Raw genomic sequence first — 25,466 nt, forward strand, 5'->3', positions numbered from 1 at the left:
GTTATCTTCTTTTCTTTAATTTAATAGTTTGAAAAGATAACCGAACTCCTATAGATGAAAATTTCAAAAAAATATAGATTTGCTGCGTCCACAGCATTTTTGATAGCGCTATTCTCAGTTTTGGGATTGGTTGCGTTTCAATATGTTTTAAAGGAAAGCATTTCGGGTTGGTTACTGCTTTATTTTGTAATTCTATTTTTCATTTCGTATATAATTCTTCAGTATCGTGTTGAAAAATTTATTTATCTGCGAATAAAGAAAATTTACAATGATGTAAGTGTTTTATACGAAAAGGACTTTCCACAACCTTCTGTGACTACAGATTTGGAAGGCCTAACTAAGGAGGTTGAACGCTATGTAAACGATAAAAAAACCGAAATAGAATCCTTAAATATTCGTGAGAATTATCGAAAAGAATTTATGGGTAATGTTTCTCACGAACTAAAAACCCCATTGTTTACAGTTCAAAGTTATATTCTAACGCTGTTAGACGGAGCGTTAGACGATAAAAAAGTGCGTAAAGAATATCTTAAAAGGGCTAGTAAAGGAGTAGAAAGACTTGCTTATATTGTAAATGAGCTCGATTTGATAGCTAAGTTGGAAATAGGGGGGCTTGTTCTTAAAAAAGAGAATTTCAATATAATCGAGTTAGTTCAAAGTATATTCGACTTATTAGAAATGAAAGCCGCGAAGAAGAATATTTCTCTGGTTTTTGATAAGGAATACAAAGAGCCTATAATTGTAAATGCCGATAAGGAAAGGATTGAACAAGTGCTAACAAACTTAATTGTCAATTCAATTAAATATGGTAGGAAGGAAGGTACTACCGAAGTAGGCTTTGATAATATCGGTAAAAATAAAATTCTAATAAGGATTACCGATAATGGAGAAGGGATTTTACAAGAAAACCTAAAGCGAATCTTTGAACGTTTTTACAGAGTAGATAAAAGTGGTTCTAGAAAAGAGGGTGGAAGTGGACTAGGACTTTCTATTGTAAAACACATCGTTGAGGCTCATAAAGAAAAGATTTATGTAGAAAGCCAATACGGAATAGGATCGGAGTTTTCATTTACGCTCGAAAAGGGAAAATAATTCTGAATAATTAATAGGCTGTTGAACTATTTGCTCCAAGCCTTTATAGTTTTCTACTGCATCAAGTTTATCCAAAGAAAAATTTTTCTGCTTACAGGAAGGGGCGATTCCGAGATTCTTTAACCGATTTGCTAAATATTTCTGTTCGTATTGTCCAGGTGTCGGAATAAAATATGCTTTTTTTTCTAATACCGTTAAGTCCATTAATGTAGTGTAGCCAGATCGCGAGATAACTAATTTGCTTGAGTTAATAGCATCTTCAAGTTCATTACTCATCATAAAATTTACTGTTTTTATATTTTCGAAATCTTGCCATACCTGTTCATTTTCTATAACACCTCGCACCATTAAAACATTCTTTTCAGTTTTTTTAAATGTCTGTTTTAATTTCTCTTCAAAAATTGAGCGTTGCGGTTCTGGACCAGATATAAGAACTAATATATCGGTGGTTTTAGGTAGCTCGTTTTTCATCATTCTGCTAGAGATGCCAATGTATTTTATAGGAAAAGGGTGGTGTTTTAAATGTCCTAATTTCCCGCTGAGGTTCATGATTAAATCATCTACATCGGGCACCCAACAAACATCAAATTTCTTGATGATCTTTTGGTGAATTTTACTGCTTAAATAAGAAGTGCCTCCCGACAATACGTTTAATTGGTGTGTTATAAATACGGAAGGAATCCCTGCGTTTCTTACACCGAACCTATTATCGCTTATAATTCCATTGATTTTTCCAGAATCGACTAAATTTTTTACAATTCGCTTTTCCGCTGCAATTGCTTTTTGAATTCGAGGAAGTTTTAGAAACATCTTCCATTTAAAATGACTCCCTTTTTTGGGGTAAGTGATGTTGTATGAAGGTAGGTTTAACGATTCAAGAAGAGGGAATTCTTTTTGGAGAATTTTTAGAGCTTCTCCATCCGAAGCAATTAACACATTGTAATTGTATTCTAGCAGTGCGCGGATTATGGGGATACACCGTGTAGCGTGCCCAAGTCCCCAATTTAATGGAGCCACTAATATTGTGTTGTTTTTCCGCATAAAACAAAGGTAGCAATAATTGCCGCGAAGTTATATTTCATTAATTTTGTCAACCTGCAAGGGAACAGCTTATGGTTTACACGTTTGTGTTTTTCAAAGTTGCAGTTCGGGCAGGAAATAATCGGGTAAATCCAATAAAGGCTAGAAACCCAATATTCAATAACTCATAACTTTATATACATTGGGAAGTAAAAATAAACTGAAGCGCTTTAGAGAAAATGAAACTTTTGATAATGTGGTGCAACCCTCACGAGAAGAGGTAATAGGCGATTTACTTAAGCTAAAAGGTAACTGGCGTAAAAATTTCTTTAAAAACGATAACCCTTTGGTATTAGAACTCGGTTGTGGTAAAGGAGAGTATTCGGTAAGTCTTGCAAAACTAAATCCTAAAACAAATTTCTTAGGAATAGATATTAAAGGAGCCCGTTTTTGGCGCGGTGCAAAAAGTGCCTTGGAAGAAAACCTAGACAACGTTGGTTTCCTACGCACCCAAATTGAGCTTGTTGATCATATTTTTGATGAAAATGAAGTAGATGAAATTTGGATCACGTTTCCAGATCCGCAAATAAAATACAAGCGTACTAAGCACAGATTAACCAACGAAGATTTTTTAAATAAATATAAAAAGATATTAAAACCAGGGGGAGTAGTACACTTAAAAACCGACAGTGAATTTATGCACGGTTACACTCTTGGTTTGCTTCACGGGCTACGTGAAACTATTGAATATGCACATCACGATGTATATGGAAGTGATGGCGTACCAGAAGCAGTTACTAATATTCAAACTTTTTACGAAAATCAATATTTAGAGAAAGGAAAAAAGATAACCTACATTAGATTCAAATTTCGTTAGAAATAAAATTAGTATATTCACAAAAAGAACACCCCTGAATGACATTAGTTTACAATTTTTTAATAGGATTTCTAGGGTCGTTTTTAGGTGTTTTGCCTCCTGGGTTAATAAATATGTATGCTGCTAAAATTAGCATGAAGGAAGGCAGAAAACGAGCTTTTCTTTTTTCTTTAGGTGTATGTATTACTGTAATGACTCAAACGTATATAGCGCTTATCTTAGCGCGCTATATAGAGCAACACCCCGAAGTGGTAAGCATGCTTCAGAAAGTGGCTTTAGGTATATTTATTAGCCTTACCATTTACTTCTTTTTTATTGCGAAAGATACTCGCCGGGAGATTCGCGACCGCGAACACAATTCCAAAAGGAATAGATTTTTCTTAGGAATTTTTATTGCAATGCTAAATTTATTGCCGCTACCATATTGGATGTATCTAAGTATAACTTTTTCTGCTTTCGAGTTATTCTCCTTTTCACAACTCGAAATTTGGATGGCGGTTATTGGATCAGGAATAGGAACTTATTCTAGTCTTGCCTTATACGTTCAGTTTTTTAGACCTAAGGAACATTCCAAAAAGTTGAGTTTGAATATGAATTATGTAATCGGATTGGTAACTGCAGCCATTTCTATAATTACATTATTTAAAATTTTAAGAGAAATCTAGAATGTCTGATACAGGCTTTTTTGAAAAAGTTTATCAAGTTACGGCACTTATCCCATACGGACGGGTAACTTCATACGGAGCTATTGCAAATTACCTAGGAGCATCAAGAAGTGCGCGGATGGTAGGATGGGCATTAAACAATAGCAACAAAGCTGAAGTGCCCGCACATAGAGTTGTAAACAGAAAAGGACTGTTAACAGGGAAACACCACTTTAAAGGCACTAACTTAATGCAACAACTTCTAGAAAGTGAAGGCGTTGTAGTGGTTGATAATCAAATTCAAGATTTTGATAAAATTTTCTGGGATCCAGGGAAGGAGTTGTAATTAAATATCATTGTATTAAATTAGTAGAAAGCAGGTTTAATGAATAGTTCAATAGAAAAATATATTAATTACTTTCTTAAATTGAATAGAGGGTATAATAAAGGTTTAGGTTTTGCGCCTCATAAACCTATTATGCTTTTATCTGTAATAGAATTAATAGGGAAAGGAATTATTGAAACTAATAAAGTGTTTATTACACCCGAATTGGTATTAGCATTTAAAAATAATTGGAATAAATTAGTTATAACGTCTCATACTTCTAACTTCTCACTACCTTTTTTTCATCTAAGGAGTGAGCCTTTTTGGCGTTTAGCTACGCACTCCAGACTAGACAATATGCTTTCAAAATCTAAGAGTATAAAAAGTTTTAAAGCTTTAAAGGAAAATGTGGCGTTTGCTGAAATAGATAGAGAACTCTTTTTGTTACTTTCAGATAATTTACAATCTCAATTACTATTAGAGGTTTTATTAAATAAATATTTCACAGAAACTAAATCTTATTTCTATGAAAATACAATATTAGATGCACAGTTGAAAATAGAAGAGCAGTTACTTAATGAGCCTAAAGAAGATTATCGAAAGAAATTAATTGATTTGAAGCTAAACTTGAATGAAGAGGAATATGATGAGGAAATATATGTTAGAGGAGGTGTGTTTAAAAGAACTATTCCAAAAATATATAATTATAGTTGCTGTGTATCTGGTATGCGAGTAGAAACAACTAAAAATATTCAAATGATTGATGCTTGCCATATAGTACCATTTAGTGTTTCTAATGATGACACTATTCAAAATGGTCTCTCGTTATCTCCAAATCTTCATAGGGCTTTTGACAGAGGACTAATTACTATAAACAATGAATATTTAGTTAGAATTTCACCTATTGTAAAAAACAATGATTCTAAATGGTCGATTTCTCAGTTTGAAGGAGTTCGAATAACTTTGCCAACAAATGAAAAATGGTTTCCTTCTTTAGAATCTTTGAGTTGGCATAATAAAGAGGTTTTTATTCTTTAAGCCTAAATAAACTTATTATTTCCTTTTATTATTTATAAAAATAATTAATCAAGATATAGTAGAAGATTTAAACCAAAAATTTTTATCTCTTCATATGTCTATTCCGGATAATATTTAAAGTGTATAGATTCTAATTTCTCAATCCAATTTTTATAATCGTTATATACTTTTTTTAATTTTTTCATTCTATCATAAGTTCGTTTGGTGAAAATTGAGTCTATTCGTATTTCTGAAGTCGACTTTTTGGTTGGAACCAAATTAAATCCTTCTCCGCATTCAAGCTTTAAGAAATTTGTAAGAATTATTCTGTCATGAAACTTCAACCCATAGCCTAACGAATCATCAGTTGATATTATTTTAAATGAAACTTTAAAGTCTGCAAAATGACTATTAAGTTTTCCATGAATTGATTTAGCTTTTGATGTTATTTTATCTGAAGTTTGATATTTGTTAGAATCATTAAATTTGGTAAGCAGAGTTGTATTAATCTGACTAGATTTATTGTTGAAAATTGAAATTAATAGCGGTATTAAATTATCCTTGATTTTTTGGTTATGGGTATCTGTCAGAATGTATGGATCATCTATAATAACTTCATTTGACGGCAAGTTTTTTATTTTATCTAGATCTTTCCAACCTACAAATTTATCTATTAAATCAATTTCTTTGTGATAATTTAATACTATTGATTCAACTTTTGAAATATAGTTTTTCCAGGTAAAACATAATGCTCCTCTATTTTCTGCGTCTTCTAACCAATCCTTATCTTCATTTACAAAAACTAATGTTTGAGCAAAATCTGATTTCTCAAATAAATGCTCTTTAATTGAGTCAACAGAAAAAGGCAGCTTATCATTGCTACATATAGACGCAAAGACCTCATTATCCTTTTTTAATTGTTCAAGATGTGTAGTATCCTTAATAGGAATGTCTATAAAGACTTTTTTACTTCCATAATCCTCAAATACTTTTTTAACTCTTTCTTGGATGGTTCCTTTATCTTCTACAAAAAAATTATCTAGAAACTCTTTTTCAATATATAATTCCATGTCAATTATTTTGAGCTTGATTTAACTTATATAACTCAAATTGTAACTGTGTGGCTTCGTCAAAAAAACCTGGCCCGAAAGTATCAGTTAAACCTCCGAACTCATCAATTTTAATCTCCTTAACCTTCTTTTCATTGGCAGTTACGAACTCATCAGAATTAAAATAATATATTGTCACATCATCTTGAGAAATTTCATTTTTGGCGACTAAATATTGTAACTTTCTAATTAAATACTCACTGTGGGTTTCTAGTATAAAGTGGATTCCAAGTTCTTGATGGGCCATTACTAATATATCTGCCAACTTAGATTGAAGATTAGGGTGTAAGTTTGCTTCAGGTTCTTCAATAATTAGAATAGCGGGTTTGGTTTTTAAATCGACAATATCACCAAAATCGTATTTTAGCTCCTTAATAAACCCCCCATTTACTAATAAATCATACTCTACATGTGAAAATTTAGGGTAGGTGCTTTTAATTATAATACTTTTTTGATGGTCTGAAATATCCAATAGAAGATTAACTATGGGATCATACTCTTCAAAATACTCTTCACTATTATATTGATAAAGGTCCCTTAAAAGTTTTTCTAAAAATTCTTCTGGATTATCCTCATTGGCTTTCGATATCATAAGCAGAAACTGTTCAAAAGCTACCTTCCTGCTTTTTAAGAGTTCGATTTTATAATCTTTATCTTCCTTATCAATATCATCAATAGAGTAAGGATTGTATTCATACCATTCATTTTCCTTTATAACTGAAACTGTAATAATTTTTAATAGAATCGGAATTATTTGGGAGTAACCAAATCCTAAATCAGCCAAACTTAATTTTGAATCTCCTTCGATTAAATAAACTTTAGAAACTATTCCTTCTTCTCTTTCTATTTTTAATTCACCTTTAATTCCTAATACTTTTAAAGCATCCTTTAAGAAAGCATCGTTAGAATTAAAGAAATATTCTTTCACAGTTTTATTTATTTCGTTATTCCCAAGGTCTGAGAGAATGCGTTGTTGTGAACCTCGTTGCGCAGATATATGTTCAATACTGTTTATGGAATAAAGAAGTTTATCTATTCCTTTGGTTATATTATTATAAAAATATTTATCCAAGTGTTCATTGTAACTTTCACTAACCTTCAAAAAAATATCATCTATTTTAGTTTGAAACTTAGCATATTCTGATTTTGAAGAAATCCTTTCAAAAATCTGATTAATATAATCATGTTTTATTGTATTTTCCTCGGTTCTAAGACCCTCTAGGCAATTTAATAATGAGTTGTTGTTAAATGATAATAATTCCGGTATATAATCTTCGAGTATATCATAATTACCTTCAGTCAGCCTACCTGAATCAAAATAGTGATAATATTTTGAAAATAATGATTCGAATATTTCAAAAAACTCCTTAAGATCATCATTATTTTTAGTTCTTCTACCTTGGTCTTCAAAATAGTCAAAAAACAATGTTTTTTCTTTAGTATTTAAGGCATTGTCAATAGTTTTTTTAATATAAATAATATCAACAGAATAGTAATAATCACGAGAAACATTCTTTAAAATACCATCATTCCATAATACCCAAATTAATGTTCTATAATTATTAAATATTTTAATAGAAATTAGCTCACCATTTTCGTTTCTAGATTGCCTATAAGTAAGTTCAATTTCAAATCTTTCATCAAAATAATTTAAAGGAAAATCAAATTTTATTTTTATGTGATTAGAATCACTATTAGTCGTAAAAACCTTCTCAAAGGTTCCTAAATTATGATTTCCGCCATCAAAGTTTAAATTTTGAATCCTATCTAATTTATTAAAACTATTCTTTAATAAACTAAGCATTTTTATCATAGAACTCTTACCAGAATTATTGGGTCCCGTTAATACAGTAAGAGGAGCTAAATCAAACTCATTATAATTTCTAAAAATTCTAAAATTTTCAATTCCGATTTTTGTTATCATCTTTATTTTGTCTAAGTGATATTATACCCTAAAAATACTTTAATATTTGTGAATGAAAAACTTTTCGTTTCTTATTGAAAGTAATCCTGCAAATAATCGGACACTTGCCCTGCCTATTCTTTTTAGCTTTTTGAATTACGAATAAAATTGATAATGTATTACTTTTCATTTTTGAAGATTTATGAAAAGTGGGTACCTCGAGAATTTTTTGGGTACCTCAGTGGGTACCTCAAATATGCCATCTACGCATCATTATTGTGTTTAAACAAAAAAAGCCTCTCCACTTCGGCTCTGCTCAGTGCAGGCTTCTGGAAAAGCTTCTCATCGGTCTATTTCTAAACCACAAGCCACCTTTAAGTGACTCAACACAACTTCTTGTTGCGGTCTGGACGAGACTCGAACTCGCGACCCCCTGCGTGACAGGCAGGTATTCTAACCAACTGAACTACCAGACCAATTTTTTCAATCTTCCTTTCGAGAGACCCTAACAACAGTTAGGCATTGTGAAAAATTGTTACCAATACATTTTGGAACTTGTTCCTTGCTGTATTAAGCGGTGGCAAATATACTACTCCAATTCGTTTTCACAAACTATTTTTTGAAAAAAAATAAAAAAATATTTCTTTTAATTGCAATTCGCTAGTTTTCAGTGAATATCAAACAGTTTAAATTTTACAAAAAACCAAGTGCTACCGATAGTGGACAATATTCTATCATCCAAACTTCTGCCGCTCTACCAAATAAGTGGTCAAAATCTTATTAAAGCTCTCGTTGGTATCTGCTAAAACGTACTTTATACGGTATTGTGCACAACGCAATTCTAGTTCTTTAAAATAATTTTGAACAGCTTCTTCGTATTGCTCTTTTATGTTTTCGGCGTAAAGGTTTACATATTCGCCAGTCTCAACATCTACAAAACGTTTAGGGCGATTGGAAAAATCGAAATTTACTTCCCGCTTCTTATCGAAAGTATGGAATAAAATAACTTCGTGTTTGTTGTATTTTAAATGTTGAAGTGCTTCAAATAGTTTTTCTTCTTCGATGCCATTTTGAAACATATCGGTAAATAGAAACACTAAAGAACGTCTCTTGAGCTTTTCAGCAATTAAATGCAGATGTTCATAGGTGTTGGTCTGTGCTTTCTCTTTAGGTGAAAGTAAGGCTTCATTTAGCTTTTGAAGCAACATTTGATGATGGCGCTCGCTTCCTTTTTCCGATGCGTAAAATTCGTATTCATCACTATAAATACTTAACCCAACGGCATCACGTTGGCGTTTCATTAAATTCATAATTGCTGCTGAAGCTAAAACAGAAAATGCAATTTTGTTTAATGAGTTGATGTTAAACTGCTTGAGTTTTGGGTAGTGCATCGAGCTGCTATTGTCTACAATTAAGTGACATCGCAAATTTGTTTCCTCCTCGTAGCGTTTGGTATAAAGTTTATCCGTTTTGGCAAATAACTTCCAATCTATATGCTTAGTACTTTCACCATTATTGTAAATTTTATGCTCTGCGAATTCTGCAGAAAATCCGTGAAACGGACTCTTATGAAGTCCAGAAATAAAGCCTTCTACCACTTGTTTTGCAAGTAGCTCGAGGTTTTTAAAACCTACAATCTCATTTATTTCTTTTTCTATATCCATATTGTCAATCAGAGCAAAGTTGAATAGGTGTTTAATTTACTGAATCTGCACGTAAAAGCAGTTTTATAATATTTGGAAATTTTAAAATTACTTAGCAATGGTTATTAATTAATAATCTTTATGACACAAGGTTTGCTCGTATCATAAAGATTATAAAAAAGGACTTATTTTAAAGCTTGTATTTTATTTTTTCTTCAAAATATAAAAATCAGCTAATTCACCTTCTGCCATCTCTCCGTTAGCGTTGAGCATTGTAATTTGGTTTTCGCCTACTTTGTATTGTGAGGTTTCTTCACCATTCTTTAGGATAACTTTTGATCCTGCTTCATCCCAAGTGAACGTGCCGTTGTTTTTAAATTCTTCGGTGTTTTCTGGGTCTTTAAGGTAGGTTTGAGAGATTGTGTAGGTATTGTCTTCTTTTAGTTCAATAACTGTTTTAATACCCTCGCAGTCTGCACATGGAAGCGTTCCTTCGTAAACACCAGACCAGTCTAGTGAGTTTTGAGAATTGTGCTCGTCCACAACATCCGAAACTACTTCATCCATAGTTTCTGCATTTATTACTTGTTTTTTCTCTTCATTTTTACAACCAACTAATGTTATCATGGCTATACCAAAAACGAATAATGTCTTTTTCATGTTTGTTTTTTTATATGATTTATATTTCCAATCTATTTTCAAGTTTTATACCGAAAATGTATTTAAAGAATTATTTTAAAATTCCATCTACTATCCCGTAAGCTACTGATTCTTCAGCGTCCATCCAATGATCACGGTTGAAGTCTTTCATTACTTTTTCAAAATCTTGTCCGCAATTATCTGCTAGAATTCTAGCGCTTATTTCTTTTGTTTTTAAAATTTCTTGAGCAGTAATTTCAATATCGCTTGCAACTCCACGAGCTCCACCGCTGGGCTGGTGAATCATAACTCTAGCGTGTGGCTGAATAAATCGCTTGCCTTTTTCACCTGCAGATAGTAAAATACTACCCATTGAAGCTGCTAATCCTGTACAAATTGTTGAAACGGGGCTTTTAATTTCCTTCAGCATATCATAGATAGAAAAACCTGAAGTTACATAGCCTCCTGGGCTATTGATATAAAACTTAATTTCGTCGTGGTTTAAGGCGTCTAAGTACAATAACCTATCTACAACGTGTTTGGCACTTTTGTCGTCTACCATTCCCCAAAGAAATACTTTGCGTTCCTCTAATAGTTTATTTTCAATTTTATCCTGTACTTTATCTATTTTTTTCATATTTATGGGTCTGTCCCCCTCGAGCGCAGCCGAGAGGTTTTTGATACTTGTTATTTTTTAATGAGGTCTCGACTGCGCTCGACCAGACATTCTACTAATATAAAAAAAGGCTCAGCGATATGCCAAGCCTTTTAGTGATTTATTTTTTTGCTTAATGATTACAAAAGTGAATCAATCGCTTCTGCATAAACATTTTTAGGTGCAACGCCTACTTGACGTCCTACTACTTCACCATTTTGGAATACCAAAACAGTTGGAATGTTTCTTACACCGTATTTTGCAGCAAACTCTTGGTTTGCGTCTACATCAACTTTTCCTACAACAGCTTTTCCGTCATATTCTTTACTTATTTCTTCAATAATCGGTCCTACCATTCGGCAAGGTCCGCACCAAGCTGCCCAAAAGTCAACCAATACAGGCTTATCACTTTTTAAAACTGTTTCTTCGAATGTTGCGTCTGTTATTTCTAATGCCATAATCTTAATTTTTAATGAATTTCAAAAATAGTTATTTTTTTCGCTATAAAACACTTCTTAATATATGTTTAGGAAATGCAAGTATTGTTAATTTCTATTGTAGTTGATGTACTTAGACGTGTGGCTGAGAAAAAACGAACAGCAACTTTTGCTAATTGAGCTTATAATGAACTTGCTCTCTGTCGAGTTCGTCTAACAATTCTTTGGAAATATTTATTTTATGTGTTCTACTCGGCATTTCCAGAAGAATTTTTTCGTCTTTTTCAAATATCACAAAATACAATAGCTTTTCGCCCTTATGGGTTTTAACTAAATCCTTTAGTTTATCAATACGGCCATCTTTAATATCGGTTAAAGGAAGGGTAAGGGTTAGTTTTTTACCTTGTGTTTCCATTATATCGTGCAACAGTTGAAAACTATTGTACTGAAGACGAGGCTCTCCTTTTTTACCAGTGTCGCGGTTGGTCCAACCTTCTTTTACAAAAACGCGTCCATAAATAAAGCTATTAGGCACTAAAAAGTGACGCCATTTTAAATAATCTTCTCCAAAAATTTTGAATTCGTAACTGTCGTCATAATCTTCAACAGTAAATATAGCCCATCCTTTCCCGGCCTTAGATTCTCTGTGTTGCACATCGCTAACCACCCCGCCAAAAGTCATTTCTTTATTTAAGAAATTATCGAGATAATTAAAATCTGAAACTTTACAATTGGTAAAACAATTCATTTCTATTTTGAAATCGTCTAATGGATGACCAGAAATGTATACACCAACTACTTCGCGTTCTTGTTTTAGTTTTTTCATGGTACCCCATTCTTCACATGGTGGTACTTCAGGCTCTGGAATTTGAACTTCACTTGCATCTCCAAACAAGCTTACTTGCGATGAGTTCTGTGTTTCTTGGTATTTAGCGGCATATCGCAATACTTTCTCAATAAACATTGTTCCGTCACCCGAATCGTGTAAATATTGAGCTCGATGTGTATCAAAACTGTCAAAACCACCCGCTAGGGCTAAGTTTTCAAAAGCTTTTTTATTTGCAGCGCGAAGATCTATGCGCTTCGCCAAGTCGAAAACAGATTTGTATTTACCGTCTTTCCTGTTTTCTACAATTGTAGCTACTGCACTTCCCCCAACACCTTTAATGGCACCCATCCCAAAACGGATAGCGCCTTGATCGTTTACCGTAAATTTGTGAAAAGATTCGTTTACATCTGGCCCCAATACTTTCATGCCCATTCGCTTGCATTCGTCCATAAAGAAGGTGACTTGCTTTATGTCGTTCATATTGTTTGAAAGCACGGCAGCCATATATTCAGCAGGGTAGTGGGCTTTTAAGTATGCCGTTTGGTAAGCAATCCAAGCATAGCAAGTAGAGTGCGATTTGTTAAACGCATAACTCGCGAAAGCTTCCCAATCCTTCCAAATTTTTTCAAGTTTCTCAGCGTCGTGACCTTTTTCTGAAGCTTGTGCAATAAACTGTGGCTTCATTTTGTCTAGTACTGCTTTCTGCTTTTTACCCATCGCTTTACGTAAAACGTCGGCTTCACCTTTTGTAAAGCCTGCAAGCTTCTGGGACAGCAACATCACCTGCTCCTGATAAACAGTAATTCCATAAGTTTCCTTTAAATACTCCTCCATTGCCGGTAGATCGTATTCAATCTCTTCGTCCCCGTGTTTTCTTTTAATAAAACTAGGAATATAGTCCATCGGACCCGGGCGATACAGAGCGTTCATTGCAATTAAATCTGCAAAAACTGTAGGTTTTAATTCTTTCATATATTTCTGCATCCCTGCAGATTCATACTGGAATATCCCTACGGTTTCACCTCTTTGGAAAAGTTCGTACGTTTTTTCATCGTCGAGAGGAAAACTATCAGGATCTAAATCTATATTGTGCCTATGCTTGACAATTTTTACGGTGTCTTTTATTAGGGTAAGCGTTTTTAACCCTAAGAAGTCCATCTTAAGCAATCCAGCGCTCTCTACTACTGAGTTATCAAATTGGGTAACGTATAAATCACTGTCTTTGGCCGTTGAAACGGGAACGAAGTTTGTAATATCACTCGGAGTAATAATTACACCACAAGCGTGAATTCCAGTGTTTCTTACAGATCCCTCAAGAATTTTTGCTTGATTAATAGTTTGAGCTTCTAAGTCACTTCCATCTGAAAGGTTCAGAAGTTCATTCACTTTTGGGAGGTCGTCACTTCTAAACCGAGCTTTTAACTCTGCAGGACTTGAGCCGAAAATTTTATTCAGCTTAGTCATATTAGGGATTAGCTTTGAAATCCTATCGGCGTCATTTAATGGTAAATCAAGTACTCTCGCGGTATCGCGGATAGATGATTTTGCCGCCATGGTACCATAGGTGATAATTTGAGCTACTTGATTACTTCCGTATTTGTTAATTACGTAATCCATAACCTTACTTCGTCCTTCATCATCAAAGTCGATATCGATATCGGGCATACTTACACGATCTGGATTCAAGAAACGCTCAAAAAGTAAATCGTATTCTATGGGGCAGATATTTGTAATCCCTAAACAATATGCCACGGCACTACCTGCAGCCGAACCACGACCTGGGCCAACCGAAACACCCATTTTTCGAGCTTCAGCAATAAAGTCTTGAACAATCAAAAAGTAACCAGGATAGCCTGTATTGGCGATTACTTCAAGTTCGAAATCTAAACGTTGTCTAATTTCTTTTATTCGGTCTGAGGCATCTTCAGGAAGCTCCTTGTCTGTCAATTCCTCTAGTGTTACCTCAGATAATTCTGGATAACGATTTTTTGCACCTATATAAGTTAAGTGGCGGAGGAATGCATTCTCTCCTCTTTTACCACCATCAGCATCTTCAGCAGATAAAAATTCATCAGGAATTCCAAAATTAGGTAGAAGTACATCTCGGTGTAATGAGAAAGGTTCAATTTTTGAAACTACTTCCTCGATATTTAAGATTGCTTCAGGAAGATCCTTGAAAAGCGCTTTCATTTCTTCAGAATCTTTGAAGTAATATTCTTGATTCGGTAAACCGTAACGATAACCACGACCTCTACCAATTGGAGTAGCTTGTTTTTCGCCATCTTTTACACACAATAAAATATCGTGTGCATTGGCGTCTTCTTTTTTAATATAATAGGTGTTGTTGCAGGCTACAATTTTCACATTGTTTCTTCTTGCCATGGCAATCAAAACATCGTTTACGCGTCTTTCATCTTCTTGGTCGTGACGCATAACTTCAACGTAAAGATCGTCGCCAAACTGTTCTTTCCACCAAAGCAGTGCTTCTTCAGCTTGAGCTTCTCCAATATTTAAAATCTTGCCAGGGACTTCCCCGTAAAGACTTCCCGTTAAAACAATAATGTCTTCTTTGTATTTTTCAACAATTTTCTTGTCGATTCTCGGTACGTAGTAAAATCCTTCAGTATAGGCTATCGAGGCCATTTTTGCTAAATTGTGATAGCCTGTTTTGTTTTTTGCAAGCATTACAATTTGATAGCCATTGTCTTTATGCGATTTGTTTAAGTGATCTTCACAAACAAAGAATTCACAGCCCACAATTCCCTTTAATGCTTTGTGTTTGTTTTCTTCTGTAAGGTTTTTGTTGTAGTTGTTAACCGATTGCACAAAATGAAAAGCCCCCATCATGTTCCCTGTATCTGTAAGGGCTACTGCAGGCATGTTGTTTTCTACTGCGGCATTTACTAAATCTTGAGTGCTTGAGGTAGATTGAAGAATTGAAAATTGCGAATGATTGTGAAGATGCACAAAAGGAACATCTTCTAAGGTGGCAATATTTTCTTTTATTTCTTCTGAAGAGATTTCTTCAGTTTCTGAAGAAGCTTGTATTTGCTCCCGAATTTTTTGTGAAGCTTTTTGAAGATTAATATGTTTTAATCCAATAAGCTCGATGGTTTGAGGGTTTTCTTTTGAAAATTTCTCAAAATAATCTGGCTGTACATCAAGTTCTTCAGCTGTAAAAACTTGTCGACGCACCAATTCGAAAAAGCAACGCGTTGTGGCCTCAACATCGGCAGTTGCGTTGTGCGCTTCAGAAAAAGGTGTGTTAAATAAAAACTCGTGAAGCTCGGTTAAAGTAGGTAGTTTAAATTTTCCACCACGTCCCCCTGGAATCTGACAAAGTTGGGCTGTAGTTTCGGTACAAGTATCTAAAACTGGGAGGCTGGTCAAGGGAGTATCGATCCCCAATCGGTAAAATTCAGCTCCCATAATATTTACGTCAAAGCCAACATTCTGACCAACGACAAATTTTGTTTTTGAAAGTGCGATGTTAAATTTCTCAACTACTTCCTCCAAGGATACACCTTCGGCTTCTGCCAATTCGGTAGAAATACCGTGAATCTTTTCTGCGTCGAATGGAATGTTAAAACCCTCAGGTTTCACCAAAAAATCTTGGTGCTCAATTACATTTCCCATGCCATCGTGAAGCTGCCAGGCAATTTGAATACAACGTGGCCAATTGTCGGTGTCGCTTATTGGAGCATTAAAGCGTTTTGGTAGGCCAGTAGTTTCTGTATCGAATATTAAATACATTGAAATTGAGTGTTTTAAATTGACAAAATTAAATTTTGAATGTAATGCTATATGCGAAGTTGCAGGATGGAATTCAAAACAGTAAAAATAGAAAAATCAACCGCTATTGTGAAATAAAAGTGTAATGAATTGTTCACAAAAGAAAACCGTTCGAGGAGATTTCCTCGAACGGTTTTTTTCTTTCTTTTTCAAAAATATTATTAAGCTATAATAGTTTCAAAGTTTTTAGCATTTTGCCAAGCAGTATCGATGGTGTCACGCTGGTTGGTTAAAATTTTCTGCGTAGTTGGTGGTAACGTAGTATCTTGAATTACTTCGTTGTACTCCTCAACAGCAGCTTTTTCACCTTTTTGTACTTCGCCTAAAATTGTTTTCTCATTATTCGAAGAGAAGGCGGTTTCAATATCCATCCAAGTTCTGTGCAACGAACCTGTTGCGCTTCCTCCTTTTTCTGGCGTTTCACCGTAATTTTTGATTTCGTTTTTTAATTCATGACCAAAATCATAACGTTTTTGAGCTTGTTCGTTAAAGAATTGCTTTAGTTTTGTGTTTTCCACTTTTTCTGCGGCCTTTTTATAACCCTTTTCTGCGTCATAATTTTTCTCTAACAATTCATTTAATTTGTTCGACATTTTATCAGTAAACTTCATCATCTTTCGTTTTAAATTATACAGTCATTTTATTTCAGAATTCCTAATAAAGACAACTGTTCAACTTTATTGGGATATACCCCAATATACCATGAATAAAGGTGATAAAAGAATTTTTAACCTAAGCTTAGTATCATTTAAGAAGGTTTAACGTTATAGAGATTTTACAGGAATTTATTTGTATGAAATGTTAAATTTTCCCTCAGTAATTAGGGTGTTATCTGTATTAAAACTAAAAGTTCCCTTCATGGTTTGTTCGGTGGGATTGTGCTCGCTTAAATTCACTACGCCTTCTCTAGTAGTTTTTGAACCATCGGTATTTGTGAAAATAGCCTTTACTATAGGGTTCGGTAAACTGTATATTCCAGTAGCTATACCTGGTTTAAAAATTAAGGTTATTTTGGAATTTACATTATTTGCCGAAATCGATATTCTATCGGTAGCCTCCCTAGCCGAAACGAGAATTGGAAGAAATTGATTGCCGTTAATTTTTGCGGAAAAAGTCCCTGCGTTTACGGGATCAAGTTCAATACTATGGTTGTAAGGAATGTCGAACAATGTGCCGTTAGAAACGTAAATAGTATCTATGCCAGGAAGAATAGCGTTAAAGTAAAATATTCCCGAAATAGTTTTACTTACTTCATTAACCTCAGATATTGTTACCATACCTTCGCCATCGGGAAGAGTTGTGTAGACGCTTCCACCAGGACTTTCATACATAGCAAAATTGGTAGAGCCTTCGCCTATAGGGTAGCTGTCCTTAACTGCGCCTGATAATTTAATTGTAATACCCTCCTTTTGAGAAGATCCTAGAATGGTCAAAGTGCCATCATCGTTAATCGCCGCACGCGCATCGGCTGCTAAGTATAATTCATTGTCAATTTTAGCTTGTAAAGCTGAATCTGTTACTTTAGTATCTTCACAAGAAACTATAAAGAATAATGAAAGTAAGACTAGTAGGATTTTTTTCATCGGTGGTGTTATTATGAGGTGAATTAGACAAATGTAAAAGAAAAACTTTAATTGATTGAATTTCAAAAAGAAAATATATTATCTTTGCCGTCCTTAATTATAACCGGGGTCGTGAACCCCAAAAAATAATTTTTTAAAATGTCAGTAAAAATCAGACTACAAAGACGCGGAAAGAAAGGGAAACCTTATTTCTGGATTATTGCGGCCGACAGCCGTAGCAAACGTGATGGTAAGTACCTAGAAAAAATTGGTTCTTACAATCCAACAACAAACCCAGCTCAGATTGACCTTAATGTGGATCTAGCTGTGAAATGGCTTCAAAACGGAGCGCAACCTACAGATACGGCTCGAGCTATTCTTTCTTACAAAGGAGCATTAATGAAAAATCACCTTGCAGGTGGTGTTCGTAAAGGTGCTTTAACTGAAGAGCAAGCTGAAACTAAATTCAACGAGTGGTTGGAATCTAAAAGAGAGTCTATCGACAAGAAAAAAGCAACTCTTACTGAAGCTCAAGAAAAAGCGAAAGCTGAAAAACTTGCTGCTGAAAAGGCTGTTAGTGATAAGCGTGCTGCTGAAGCTGCCGCTGCTGCTGCTCCTGAAGAAGAGGCTACTGAAGAGGCTGAAGCAAATGCTGAAACTGAAACGGAAGAGGCATCAGCTAAATCTGCAATTGAAGAAGCTGCTGACGAAGCGAAAGAAGACAACAAAGAAGCTTAATTTCTATAACGATGCAAAAGGAGGATTGCTTCTACTTGGGCAAAATCGTTAAGAAATACAGCTTTAAGGGTGAGTTACTCGTAAAATTAGATACGGACGAACCTGAACTCTTTACTGAAATGGAATCGGTTTTTGTGGAACAACGCAAAAATTTGATTCCATTTTTTATTGAAGAAAGTTCACTGCACAAAAGCGAATTATTGCGTGTGCGATTTGAAGATGTTACTAACGAAGAGGAAGCCAACGCACTAATTGGCGCACATCTATACTTGCCTTTGGAATTTTTACCAGAGTTAACGGGAAATAAATTCTACTATCACGAGATTATTGGTTTTACTGCAGAAGATGAATCTTTTGGAAAAATCGGTGAAATCACCGGAGTTAACGATACAACTTCGCAGGCATTATTTGAAATAGACCGAGAAGGAACCGAGATACTAATTCCTATGATCGATCATTTTATAAAAAATGTAGACCGAGAAAATAAAACTATCCTGCTAGATGTACCTGAAGGACTAATTGAAATGTATTTATAATTCTGAATGCAGAATTAAATGAACAAGCCTTTTAAATTTAAACAATTTACGATAGAGCAAGATCGCTGTGCCATGCAAATAGGTACAGACGGAGTTTTGCTTGGAGCTTGGGTTTCAATTGAAAACAATCCTTTTTCAATTTTAGATATTGGTGCAGGTACAGGGGTTATTGCTTTGCAGCTGGCACAGCGTTCTGATGCTAAAATGATTGATGCTCTTGAAGTAGACGACAACGCCTACGAACAATGTGTCGATAATTTTGAAAATTCATCTTGGGGCGATAGACTATTTTGCTACCACGCTACCTTAGGAGAGTTTGTAGAAGAAATAGAAGATAAATACGATCTTATTATTTCCAACCCACCATTTTATTCTGAAAATTATAAAACGTCTGATGAATCTCGCGACCTTGCGCGATTCAACGATTCACTTCCATTTGATGAATTAATTTTTAGTGCTTCACAATTACTTTCAGATGAAGGAATTTTTGCTGTAATTATTCCTCGTAAAGAAGAAGAAAGTTTTATAAAGCTCGCTGAACAGGAGAATCTTTTTCCAAACCGAATTTGCCGAGTAAAAGGCAATGAGTCTTCCCAAGAAAAAAGGAGTTTGATACAGTTTTCTTTTGAAAAAATGACTCCAAAAATTGAAAATCTTACTATAGAATCTTCACGACACAAGTATACTGAAGAATACATTAGCTTAGTTAATGAATTTTACCTGAAAATGTAGGTCTATGTGATTCTGATTTCTAAATTTGTATTCCTTTAAATTTATAAATACATGAAACCAGATTTATTCGAAGCTCCAGATTATTACAATCTAGACGAATTACTTTCAGACGAACATAAACTAGTACGTCAAGCTGCTCGCGAGTGGGTTAAGCGCGATGTATCTCCAATTATAGAGGAATACGCTCAAAAAGCAGAGTTTCCTAAACAAATAATCGGTGGACTTGCCGAAATTGGGGCTTTTGGCCCTTATATACCTGAAGAGTACGGTGGTGCCGGACTAGACCAAATTTCCTATGGTTTAATAATGCAAGAAATAGAACGCGGCGATAGTGGTGTTCGTAGTACAGCATCTGTACAATCTTCATTAGTTATGTATCCAATATACAAATACGGTAATGAAGAACAACGTAAAAAATACTTACCGAAACTTGCATCAGGTGAGTGGATGGGATGTTTTGGTTTAACGGAACCCGATCACGGTAGTAATCCAGGTGGAATGACTACCAATTTTAAAGATATGGGGGACCACTATCTATTAAATGGGGCCAAAATGTGGATTAGTAATGCTCCTTTTGCTCAGGTTGCGGTTGTTTGGGCTAAGAACGAAGAAGGTCGTATTCACGGTTTAATCGTTGAGCGTGGAATGGAAGGTTTTTCTACTCCAGAAACACATAATAAATGGTCACTTCGTGCTTCAGCAACAGGTGAGCTTATTTTTGATAATGTAAAAGTTCCAAAAGAAAATTTACTTCCAAACAAATCAGGTTTAGGTGCGCCACTTGGCTGTCTCGATTCTGCGCGTTATGGTATTGCTTGGGGTGCAATTGGAGCTGCAATGGATTGTTATGATACTGCCTTACGTTATTCAAAAGAAAGAATGCAATTTGGGAAGCCAATTGGGCAATTCCAACTTCAGCAGAAAAAACTTGCGGAAATGATTACCGAAATTACAAAAGCACAATTATTAGCTTGGAGAGTAGGAGTTATGCGTGATGCTGGCACTGCAACAAGTGCACAAATATCTATGGCAAAGCGTAATAATGTAGATATGGCTATCAATATTGCGCGTGAAGCTAGACAAATGCTAGGCGGCATGGGTATTACAGGTGAATATAGCATAATGCGTCACTCAATGAACCTTGAAAGTGTAATTACTTACGAAGGTACCCACGATATTCATTTATTGATTACAGGTCTTGATGTAACAGGATTAAATGCTTTTAAATAGATGAGGAATATTGCCTTTGGAATTTTTATTTTTTGTGGAATTCAAGCATTTGCTCAAAAAAAACCCTTTGAAAATGTAAGTTTAGATGCTTTTTTAACTGAAACTCAATACTTCAGTGATAACCCTAAAATGTTGGAGTTTGTATGGTGGCTTCCTAGGGAGTTTTGGGGTGTTTCATATGCCCAAGATCCAACGGTTAGTGAAGAAGATTATAAGGAGTTGCTTAAAATGTTTGAAAATTTTGAACTTTTCGCCGTTACACAGGGTGAGATAGGTCATTTTGGTGGAATCACATACTATTCTAGGGAAGATGTTATTGATAACCTGACCATTCATTATAGAGGTGAGAATTTAATAGTTGCCTCAGAAGAAGAAATTTCGTCAGATTTTTCAAATTTTATAATGATTATGCAACCAATGATTGCAAACATGCTAGGGCAAATGGGAAGTAATATTCATTTTATACTATTTAAAAGTATACGAGGAAACGAAGTTCTACCTATAAATCCTTTAGATAGTAAAAATTTAGAAATCACACTTTCTGAATTTAACAAAACAATTGAGTTGCCATTGAGTAGCTTATTGTTAGAAAAAAGATGTCCAACCGACGATAAACTCTATTCTGGTAAATGGAATTATTGTCCGATACATGGGCAAAATCTAATTATAAATTAATAGTGAATTTACTAAAAAGCTTTCCAATTTTTGGGAAGCTTTTTTATTTTACACACCTTTCACATACTAATTGTATCTTTAAAAAAACATTTACAGTATGTCGTCAAAATCTCGAATGTACCGTGCCTATAACACTGCCCGACGGGTTACATTCAATGATGATTCAAAATTTATAATTTTTAGTGATTGCCATCGTGGGGATAATAGTTTTGCCGATGAGTTTGCAAACAACCGAAATATCTACTTTCACGCACTTCAAAATTATTACAAAAACGGATTTACTTATTGCGAGTTAGGTGATGGGGATGAACTTTGGGAGAATATTTCTTTTAAAGATATTTTCGAAGCACATCAAAATGTATATGAATTAATGAAGCTTTTTTATAATGAAGGAAGGCTTTATAGACTGTATGGAAACCACGATATGGTTTATAAAAATGATGGTTATGTAGCGAAAAATCTCTTTACCTATTTTGATAAAATTACGGGAAATGACGCTCCCTTATTTCCTGGAATTAAATTTACAGAAGGTTTAATTCTAGAACACGAAACTACCAAGCAAGAGATTTTTATGATGCACGGACATCAAGCGGATTGGATGAACTATGTCGGTTGGAAGATCAATAGGTTTATGGTTCGAGTGCTATGGCGGCAACTTCAAGTTTTTGGAATAGGCGATCCTACTAGTCCCGCTAAAAACTATAAAGAATTAATTAAAGTGGAGAGGCGAACCAAACGATGGATTGTAGAGAATAAAAATATCTTTACAATTATTGGTCATACCCACAGACCGCGATTTCCAGAGCCAGGAGATATAGCACTGTTTAACGATGGAAGTTGTGTTCATCCCAGAAGTATAACAGGCTTAGAGATAGAAAACGGTGAAATTTCACTTATTAAATGGCAAATCTCAACCACCACCGATGGCACCTTAAAAGTTAAAAAGTTACTGCTAGAAGGACCTCAAAAACTTATTGACTATAAAACAGAATAGATAGTTAAGCTTCAGGAGCTAATTCTATTTCTAAACCGTCGAGCTCTTCTTTAATAAATATCTGACATCCAAGACGGCTATTGTCTTTTACATTAAATGCTTCTGCAAGCATCAGGTCTTCGTCATAACTCATTTCTGGTAATTCGTGATCGCTCATTACATAGCACTGGCAGGACGCACACATTGCCATTCCACCACAAACACCAATTGTCCCTTCAGGAGCTAGCTCGTACGAACGGACTACTTCCATCACATTCATATTCATATCGGTAGGAGCATCAACTACATGTGTTGTTCCTTCACGGTCTGTTATTTTAATTTTAATGTCTTTCATAAAGATAGATAGGACTTATCTATTTGTAATAATAAAACTACGCTGATAGATATTTTCAAGATTAGTCGAATGCTTTAATTACGGCTTTTGGAGCTTCTTTTTTACTGCCATCAAAACCTTGTACTCCACCAACTGTAGTGTACTTCATGACATAGCGCTTATCTGGAAAAATTCTTTGGTAAGCACTTTGGCACATAAGTGTTGCTTCGTGAAAACCACAAAGAATTAATTTTAGTTTTCCAGGATATGTATTGATATCGCCAATAGCGTAAACACCTGGGATATTGGTTTGATAGTCTAGAGAATTGTCAACTTTAATTGCGTTCTTTTCAATTTCGAGTCCCCAATCAGAAAGTGGGCCTAATTTAGGTGCTAATCCGAAAAGAGGAATAAAATGGTCGCATTCTCTGTTGAAAACCTCATCACCACGTTTAATTACAACTTCCTCTAGTTGGTTATTTCCAACTAATCCTACTACTTCAGCTGGGGTAATTAATTCTATTTTTCCGATATTTTTTAGTTCTTGAACTTTCTCAACACTGTCTAAAGCTCCTCTAAATTCATTTCTTCTGTGAATTAGGGTTACACTTTTTGCAACATTAGTTAGAAAAATACTCCAGTCTAAAGCAGAGTCACCTCCTCCTGAAATAACCACGTTTTTATCACGGTATAATTCGGGGTTACGAATGATATACTCTACACCTTTATCTTCGAAATCTGCAAGATTAGAAATAGCCGGTTTTCGTGGCTCAAAACTTCCTAACCCTCCTGCAATTGCAACTATAGGAGCGTGGTGTTTTGTGCCTTTATTAGTAGTAACTATAAAAGTGCCATCGTCTAATTTTTCAAGTTTATCAGCTCTTTCTCCAAGAGTAAAACCTGGTTGAAAAGGTTCAATCTGTTTCATTAGATTATCCACCAAATCTCCTGCTAAGACTTCTGGAAACCCAGGAATGTCGTAAATAGGTTTTTTAGGATATATTTCAGCACACTGCCCACCTGGTTGTGGAAGTGCATCGATAAGGTGACATTTCAGTTTAAGTAATCCTGCTTCAAATACGGTAAAAAGGCCAGTAGGTCCTGCGCCAATTATAAGAATATCAGTTTTTATCATGAAAGAGGTGCTCTTAATTTTATTACAAAATTAGTTCGGAAAAAATGTTTTGAAAATGACTATTGTCAATCTTATGATATGTTTATGACTTTCTCTATTTGAGGCGCATATTTTTTTATTGTCATTTCTACGCCACTTTTTAAGGTCATTTGGTTAACCGAACACCCTACGCAAGCACCCAGTAATTGAACTTTTACCACCTTATCATCTTCAATCGAAATCAGTGAAATATCACCACCGTCGTTTTGCAAAAATGGTCGAATCTCGTCCAATGCTTCTTGTACTTTTGTAGTTAATTCTTGCGTTGTCATATTATTTTTTTACGGCGCTGCAACCTGCCATTGTTGTAATCTTTATAGCTTCGGTAGGAGGAAGGTTTTCGTTTCTACGAACTGTTTCTTCTACTACATTTCGAGTTATTGCTTCAAATGCTTCTTCAATTGGTGTAGCCGATTGTAGTGCTGCTGGTCTTCCAACATCTCCTGCTTCACGAATACTTTGAACCAATGGAACTTCACCTAAGAAAGGAACTTTTAAGTCTTCAGCAAGATGTTTAGCACCTTCTTTTCCAAATATATAGTATTTATTGTTTGGAAGTTCGGCTGGTGTGAAATATGCCATGTTTTCAACTATACCCAATACTGGTACGTCTATATTTTCTTGTCTAAACATAGCAACTCCTTTACGAGCGTCTGCTAATGCTACGTTTTGAGGGGTACTAACCACAACAGCACCTGTGATAGGTAGCGATTGCATAATACTTAAATGAATATCACCAGTTCCTGGAGGAAGGTCTAATAACATAAAGTCTAATTCACCCCAATCGGCATCAAAAATAAGTTGATTTAACGCTTTTGCAGCCATTGGTCCACGCCAAATTACTGCTTGATCTGGTTGCGTGAAAAAGCCAATAGAAAGAATTTTTATTCCGTAATTTTCAACTGGCTTCATTTTACTTTTACCCTCAACATTTACAGATAGTGGTTTTTCCATTGCCACGTCAAACATAATTGGAATAGAAGGTCCGTAAATATCAGCATCTAATATTCCAACTTTGAACCCCATTTTTGAAAGAGTAACAGCTAGATTTGCAGTAACAGTAGATTTCCCTACTCCCCCTTTTCCAGAAGCTACAGCAATTATATTTTGGATTCCCTTAATAGGTTTTCCCTTAAGAAGATTAGGGTTTTGAGGTTTCTGAGGTGCTTCAACTTTTATGTTAACTTGTACTTTCGCATTAGCATCCACTTTTTCGTGAATAGTTTTAATAACATCTGCTTCTGCACGTTTCTTTATATGTAAAGCCGGTGTAGTTAGCTTTAAATCTACTACAACTTCGTCGGCAAACGTCATTACATTCTGAACAGCTCCGCTATCCACCATATTTTTTCCTTCGCCAGAAACGGTTATTGTCTCTAAAGCTTTAAGGATGTTTTGTTTTGAAATACTCATAATTATTTGGAGATATTTAGATTCATTCTAAAGTGCAAATATACTCTTTATGATTTGTATTTTAAAGAGATACTCTTTCATTTTCGGTTTTATAGCTTTCTAAGGTTTCAAGTGAAA

The 25,466-nt window shown here is 34.7% G+C and carries 26 protein-coding genes and 1 tRNA gene; 11 read left to right on the forward strand and 16 right to left on the reverse strand.

Features of this window, described 5'->3' with window-relative positions; all coding sequences use genetic code 11:
• The first annotated feature begins 54 nt into the window (after positions 1 to 54).
• Positions 55 to 1,092, forward strand: a complete 1,038-nt coding sequence (locus tag RT250_RS05600) for a sensor histidine kinase (RefSeq protein WP_313112888.1) — start codon at positions 55 to 57, stop codon at positions 1,090 to 1,092.
• Here the strand turns inward: RT250_RS05600 and RT250_RS05605 are convergent.
• The gene (locus RT250_RS05605) at positions 1,066 to 2,133 is read right to left on the reverse strand and encodes a glycosyltransferase (RefSeq protein ID WP_313112890.1); all 1,068 of its coding nucleotides are present in this window, start codon (positions 2,131 to 2,133) and stop codon (positions 1,066 to 1,068) included. The two genes, RT250_RS05600 and RT250_RS05605, sit on opposite strands and share 27 nt — an antisense overlap.
• Positions 2,134 to 2,314: 181 nt before the next feature.
• Between RT250_RS05605 and trmB the strand changes: the two genes are divergently transcribed.
• The 4 genes from trmB to RT250_RS05625 are packed head-to-tail and all read left to right on the forward strand — an operon-like array spanning position 2,315 to position 4,996.
• Positions 2,315 to 2,989 carry a tRNA (guanosine(46)-N7)-methyltransferase TrmB gene (trmB, locus tag RT250_RS05610; protein ID WP_313112892.1) on the forward strand — a complete coding sequence of 225 codons (675 nt, stop codon included), beginning with the start codon at positions 2,315 to 2,317 and terminating at the stop codon, positions 2,987 to 2,989.
• A 38-nt stretch (positions 2,990 to 3,027) separates the two neighbouring features.
• The gene (locus RT250_RS05615) at positions 3,028 to 3,654 is read left to right on the forward strand and encodes a LysE family translocator (protein WP_139853883.1); all 627 of its coding nucleotides are present in this window, start codon (positions 3,028 to 3,030) and stop codon (positions 3,652 to 3,654) included.
• Position 3,655: 1 nt separating this feature from the next.
• The gene (locus tag RT250_RS05620) at positions 3,656 to 3,979 is read left to right on the forward strand and encodes an MGMT family protein (protein WP_237606357.1); all 324 of its coding nucleotides are present in this window, start codon (positions 3,656 to 3,658) and stop codon (positions 3,977 to 3,979) included.
• Between the two features lie 39 nt (positions 3,980 to 4,018).
• The gene (locus RT250_RS05625; RefSeq protein WP_313112896.1) at positions 4,019 to 4,996 is read left to right on the forward strand and encodes an HNH endonuclease; all 978 of its coding nucleotides are present in this window, start codon (positions 4,019 to 4,021) and stop codon (positions 4,994 to 4,996) included.
• 98 nt (positions 4,997 to 5,094) lie between these two features.
• Here the strand turns inward: RT250_RS05625 and RT250_RS05630 are convergent, their stop codons facing one another.
• From RT250_RS05630 to RT250_RS05675, 11 genes are all read right to left on the reverse strand, one after another.
• The gene (locus RT250_RS05630; protein WP_313112898.1) at positions 5,095 to 6,045 is read right to left on the reverse strand and encodes a hypothetical protein; all 951 of its coding nucleotides are present in this window, start codon (positions 6,043 to 6,045) and stop codon (positions 5,095 to 5,097) included.
• Between the two features lies 1 nt (position 6,046).
• Positions 6,047 to 8,008: a DUF3696 domain-containing protein gene (locus RT250_RS05635; protein WP_313112900.1), complete on the reverse strand. Its 1,962-nt coding sequence runs from the start codon at positions 8,006 to 8,008 to the stop codon at positions 6,047 to 6,049.
• Between the two features lie 28 nt (positions 8,009 to 8,036).
• The gene (locus tag RT250_RS13655) at positions 8,037 to 8,177 is read right to left on the reverse strand and encodes a hypothetical protein (protein ID WP_494337395.1); all 141 of its coding nucleotides are present in this window, start codon (positions 8,175 to 8,177) and stop codon (positions 8,037 to 8,039) included.
• 212 nt (positions 8,178 to 8,389) lie between these two features.
• Positions 8,390 to 8,463 (reverse strand) — tRNA-Asp (locus tag RT250_RS05640).
• Positions 8,464 to 8,721: 258 nt separating this feature from the next.
• Positions 8,722 to 9,651: a DUF58 domain-containing protein gene (locus tag RT250_RS05645; RefSeq protein ID WP_313112902.1), complete on the reverse strand. Its 930-nt coding sequence runs from the start codon at positions 9,649 to 9,651 to the stop codon at positions 8,722 to 8,724.
• 183 nt (positions 9,652 to 9,834) lie between these two features.
• A complete protein-coding gene (locus RT250_RS05650) occupies positions 9,835 to 10,290 on the reverse strand; it encodes a copper resistance protein NlpE (RefSeq protein ID WP_313112904.1) in 456 nt (151 codons plus the stop codon).
• A 70-nt stretch (positions 10,291 to 10,360) separates the two neighbouring features.
• A complete protein-coding gene (locus tag RT250_RS05655; RefSeq protein WP_313112906.1) occupies positions 10,361 to 10,906 on the reverse strand; it encodes a ClpP family protease in 546 nt (181 codons plus the stop codon).
• 158 nt (positions 10,907 to 11,064) lie between these two features.
• Positions 11,065 to 11,382 carry a thioredoxin gene (gene trxA, locus RT250_RS05660; RefSeq protein ID WP_068761863.1) on the reverse strand — a complete coding sequence of 106 codons (318 nt, stop codon included), beginning with the start codon at positions 11,380 to 11,382 and terminating at the stop codon, positions 11,065 to 11,067.
• Positions 11,383 to 11,533: 151 nt separating this feature from the next.
• A complete protein-coding gene (gene dnaE / locus RT250_RS05665) occupies positions 11,534 to 15,943 on the reverse strand; it encodes a DNA polymerase III subunit alpha (protein WP_313112912.1) in 4,410 nt (1,469 codons plus the stop codon).
• 200 nt (positions 15,944 to 16,143) lie between these two features.
• Positions 16,144 to 16,596: a ferritin-like domain-containing protein gene (locus tag RT250_RS05670; protein ID WP_435373069.1), complete on the reverse strand. Its 453-nt coding sequence runs from the start codon at positions 16,594 to 16,596 to the stop codon at positions 16,144 to 16,146.
• A 171-nt stretch (positions 16,597 to 16,767) separates the two neighbouring features.
• A complete protein-coding gene (locus RT250_RS05675; protein ID WP_313112913.1) occupies positions 16,768 to 17,565 on the reverse strand; it encodes a DUF6252 domain-containing protein in 798 nt (265 codons plus the stop codon).
• A gap of 138 nt (positions 17,566 to 17,703) precedes the next feature.
• On the opposite strand from RT250_RS05675, the gene RT250_RS05680 reads away from it, so the two are divergent.
• From RT250_RS05680 to RT250_RS05705, 6 genes are all read left to right on the forward strand, one after another.
• Positions 17,704 to 18,282 (forward strand): 30S ribosomal protein S16, encoded by a 579-nt coding sequence (locus tag RT250_RS05680; protein WP_313112915.1) that lies wholly within the window; start codon positions 17,704 to 17,706, stop codon positions 18,280 to 18,282.
• 11 nt (positions 18,283 to 18,293) lie between these two features.
• Positions 18,294 to 18,818, forward strand: coding sequence for a ribosome maturation factor RimM (gene rimM, locus RT250_RS05685; protein ID WP_165149007.1), 525 nt, complete (start codon positions 18,294 to 18,296; stop codon positions 18,816 to 18,818).
• Positions 18,819 to 18,836: 18 nt separating this feature from the next.
• Positions 18,837 to 19,550, forward strand: a complete 714-nt coding sequence (locus tag RT250_RS05690; protein ID WP_313112917.1) for a tRNA1(Val) (adenine(37)-N6)-methyltransferase — start codon at positions 18,837 to 18,839, stop codon at positions 19,548 to 19,550.
• 51 nt (positions 19,551 to 19,601) lie between these two features.
• Positions 19,602 to 20,780, forward strand: coding sequence for an acyl-CoA dehydrogenase family protein (locus tag RT250_RS05695; RefSeq protein ID WP_313112919.1), 1,179 nt, complete (start codon positions 19,602 to 19,604; stop codon positions 20,778 to 20,780).
• The gene (locus tag RT250_RS05700; RefSeq protein ID WP_313112921.1) at positions 20,781 to 21,455 is read left to right on the forward strand and encodes a hypothetical protein; all 675 of its coding nucleotides are present in this window, start codon (positions 20,781 to 20,783) and stop codon (positions 21,453 to 21,455) included.
• Positions 21,456 to 21,552: 97 nt separating this feature from the next.
• Positions 21,553 to 22,449: a metallophosphoesterase family protein gene (locus tag RT250_RS05705; RefSeq protein WP_313112923.1), complete on the forward strand. Its 897-nt coding sequence runs from the start codon at positions 21,553 to 21,555 to the stop codon at positions 22,447 to 22,449.
• A gap of 4 nt (positions 22,450 to 22,453) precedes the next feature.
• On the opposite strand, the gene RT250_RS05710 is transcribed toward RT250_RS05705, so the two are convergent.
• The 4 genes from RT250_RS05710 to RT250_RS05725 form a co-directional block, all read right to left on the reverse strand.
• Positions 22,454 to 22,783: a 2Fe-2S iron-sulfur cluster-binding family protein gene (locus RT250_RS05710; protein ID WP_313112925.1), complete on the reverse strand. Its 330-nt coding sequence runs from the start codon at positions 22,781 to 22,783 to the stop codon at positions 22,454 to 22,456.
• A gap of 61 nt (positions 22,784 to 22,844) precedes the next feature.
• Positions 22,845 to 23,897 carry an NAD(P)/FAD-dependent oxidoreductase gene (locus RT250_RS05715; protein WP_313112926.1) on the reverse strand — a complete coding sequence of 351 codons (1,053 nt, stop codon included), beginning with the start codon at positions 23,895 to 23,897 and terminating at the stop codon, positions 22,845 to 22,847.
• 71 nt (positions 23,898 to 23,968) lie between these two features.
• The gene (locus RT250_RS05720) at positions 23,969 to 24,208 is read right to left on the reverse strand and encodes a NifU family protein (RefSeq protein WP_139853859.1); all 240 of its coding nucleotides are present in this window, start codon (positions 24,206 to 24,208) and stop codon (positions 23,969 to 23,971) included.
• A gap of 1 nt (position 24,209) precedes the next feature.
• Complete coding sequence (locus RT250_RS05725) at positions 24,210 to 25,349, reverse strand: Mrp/NBP35 family ATP-binding protein (protein ID WP_313112928.1); 1,140 nt, start codon at positions 25,347 to 25,349, stop codon at positions 24,210 to 24,212.
• Positions 25,350 to 25,466 lie beyond the last annotated feature (117 nt).

The organism is Aequorivita sediminis, assembly GCF_032080575.2.
Lineage (GTDB): Bacteria > Bacteroidota > Bacteroidia > Flavobacteriales > Flavobacteriaceae > Aequorivita > Aequorivita sediminis.

Bases quoted from the DNA above. Each gene is read 5' to 3' on its own strand.
- RT250_RS05680 (WP_313112915.1), top strand. From the start codon at position 17,704: ATGTCAGTAAAAATCAGACTACAAAGACGCGGAAAGAAAGGGAAACCT.
- RT250_RS05700 (WP_313112921.1), top strand. From the start codon at position 20,781: ATGAGGAATATTGCCTTTGGAATTTTTATTTTTTGTGGAATTCAAGCA.
- RT250_RS13655 (WP_494337395.1), bottom strand. From the start codon at position 8,177: ATGAAAAGTAATACATTATCAATTTTATTCGTAATTCAAAAAGCTAAA.
- dnaE (WP_313112912.1), bottom strand. From the start codon at position 15,943: ATGTATTTAATATTCGATACAGAAACTACTGGCCTACCAAAACGCTTT.
- RT250_RS05695 (WP_313112919.1), top strand. From the start codon at position 19,602: ATGAAACCAGATTTATTCGAAGCTCCAGATTATTACAATCTAGACGAA.
- RT250_RS05705 (WP_313112923.1), top strand. From the start codon at position 21,553: ATGTCGTCAAAATCTCGAATGTACCGTGCCTATAACACTGCCCGACGG.
- RT250_RS05625 (WP_313112896.1), top strand. From the start codon at position 4,019: ATGAATAGTTCAATAGAAAAATATATTAATTACTTTCTTAAATTGAAT.
- RT250_RS05635 (WP_313112900.1), bottom strand. From the start codon at position 8,008: ATGATAACAAAAATCGGAATTGAAAATTTTAGAATTTTTAGAAATTAT.
- RT250_RS05690 (WP_313112917.1), top strand. From the start codon at position 18,837: ATGAACAAGCCTTTTAAATTTAAACAATTTACGATAGAGCAAGATCGC.
- RT250_RS05650 (WP_313112904.1), bottom strand. From the start codon at position 10,290: ATGAAAAAGACATTATTCGTTTTTGGTATAGCCATGATAACATTAGTT.
- RT250_RS05645 (WP_313112902.1), bottom strand. From the start codon at position 9,651: ATGGATATAGAAAAAGAAATAAATGAGATTGTAGGTTTTAAAAACCTC.
- rimM (WP_165149007.1), top strand. From the start codon at position 18,294: ATGCAAAAGGAGGATTGCTTCTACTTGGGCAAAATCGTTAAGAAATAC.
- RT250_RS05725 (WP_313112928.1), bottom strand. From the start codon at position 25,349: ATGAGTATTTCAAAACAAAACATCCTTAAAGCTTTAGAGACAATAACC.
- RT250_RS05675 (WP_313112913.1), bottom strand. From the start codon at position 17,565: ATGAAAAAAATCCTACTAGTCTTACTTTCATTATTCTTTATAGTTTCT.
- RT250_RS05715 (WP_313112926.1), bottom strand. From the start codon at position 23,897: ATGATAAAAACTGATATTCTTATAATTGGCGCAGGACCTACTGGCCTT.
- RT250_RS05720 (WP_139853859.1), bottom strand. From the start codon at position 24,208: ATGACAACGCAAGAATTAACTACAAAAGTACAAGAAGCATTGGACGAG.
- RT250_RS05600 (WP_313112888.1), top strand. From the start codon at position 55: ATGAAAATTTCAAAAAAATATAGATTTGCTGCGTCCACAGCATTTTTG.
- RT250_RS05710 (WP_313112925.1), bottom strand. From the start codon at position 22,783: ATGAAAGACATTAAAATTAAAATAACAGACCGTGAAGGAACAACACAT.
- RT250_RS05605 (WP_313112890.1), bottom strand. From the start codon at position 2,133: ATGCGGAAAAACAACACAATATTAGTGGCTCCATTAAATTGGGGACTT.
- trxA (WP_068761863.1), bottom strand. From the start codon at position 11,382: ATGGCATTAGAAATAACAGACGCAACATTCGAAGAAACAGTTTTAAAA.
- RT250_RS05670 (WP_435373069.1), bottom strand. From the start codon at position 16,596: ATGATGAAGTTTACTGATAAAATGTCGAACAAATTAAATGAATTGTTA.
- RT250_RS05655 (WP_313112906.1), bottom strand. From the start codon at position 10,906: ATGAAAAAAATAGATAAAGTACAGGATAAAATTGAAAATAAACTATTA.
- RT250_RS05630 (WP_313112898.1), bottom strand. From the start codon at position 6,045: ATGGAATTATATATTGAAAAAGAGTTTCTAGATAATTTTTTTGTAGAA.
- RT250_RS05615 (WP_139853883.1), top strand. From the start codon at position 3,028: ATGACATTAGTTTACAATTTTTTAATAGGATTTCTAGGGTCGTTTTTA.
- RT250_RS05620 (WP_237606357.1), top strand. From the start codon at position 3,656: ATGTCTGATACAGGCTTTTTTGAAAAAGTTTATCAAGTTACGGCACTT.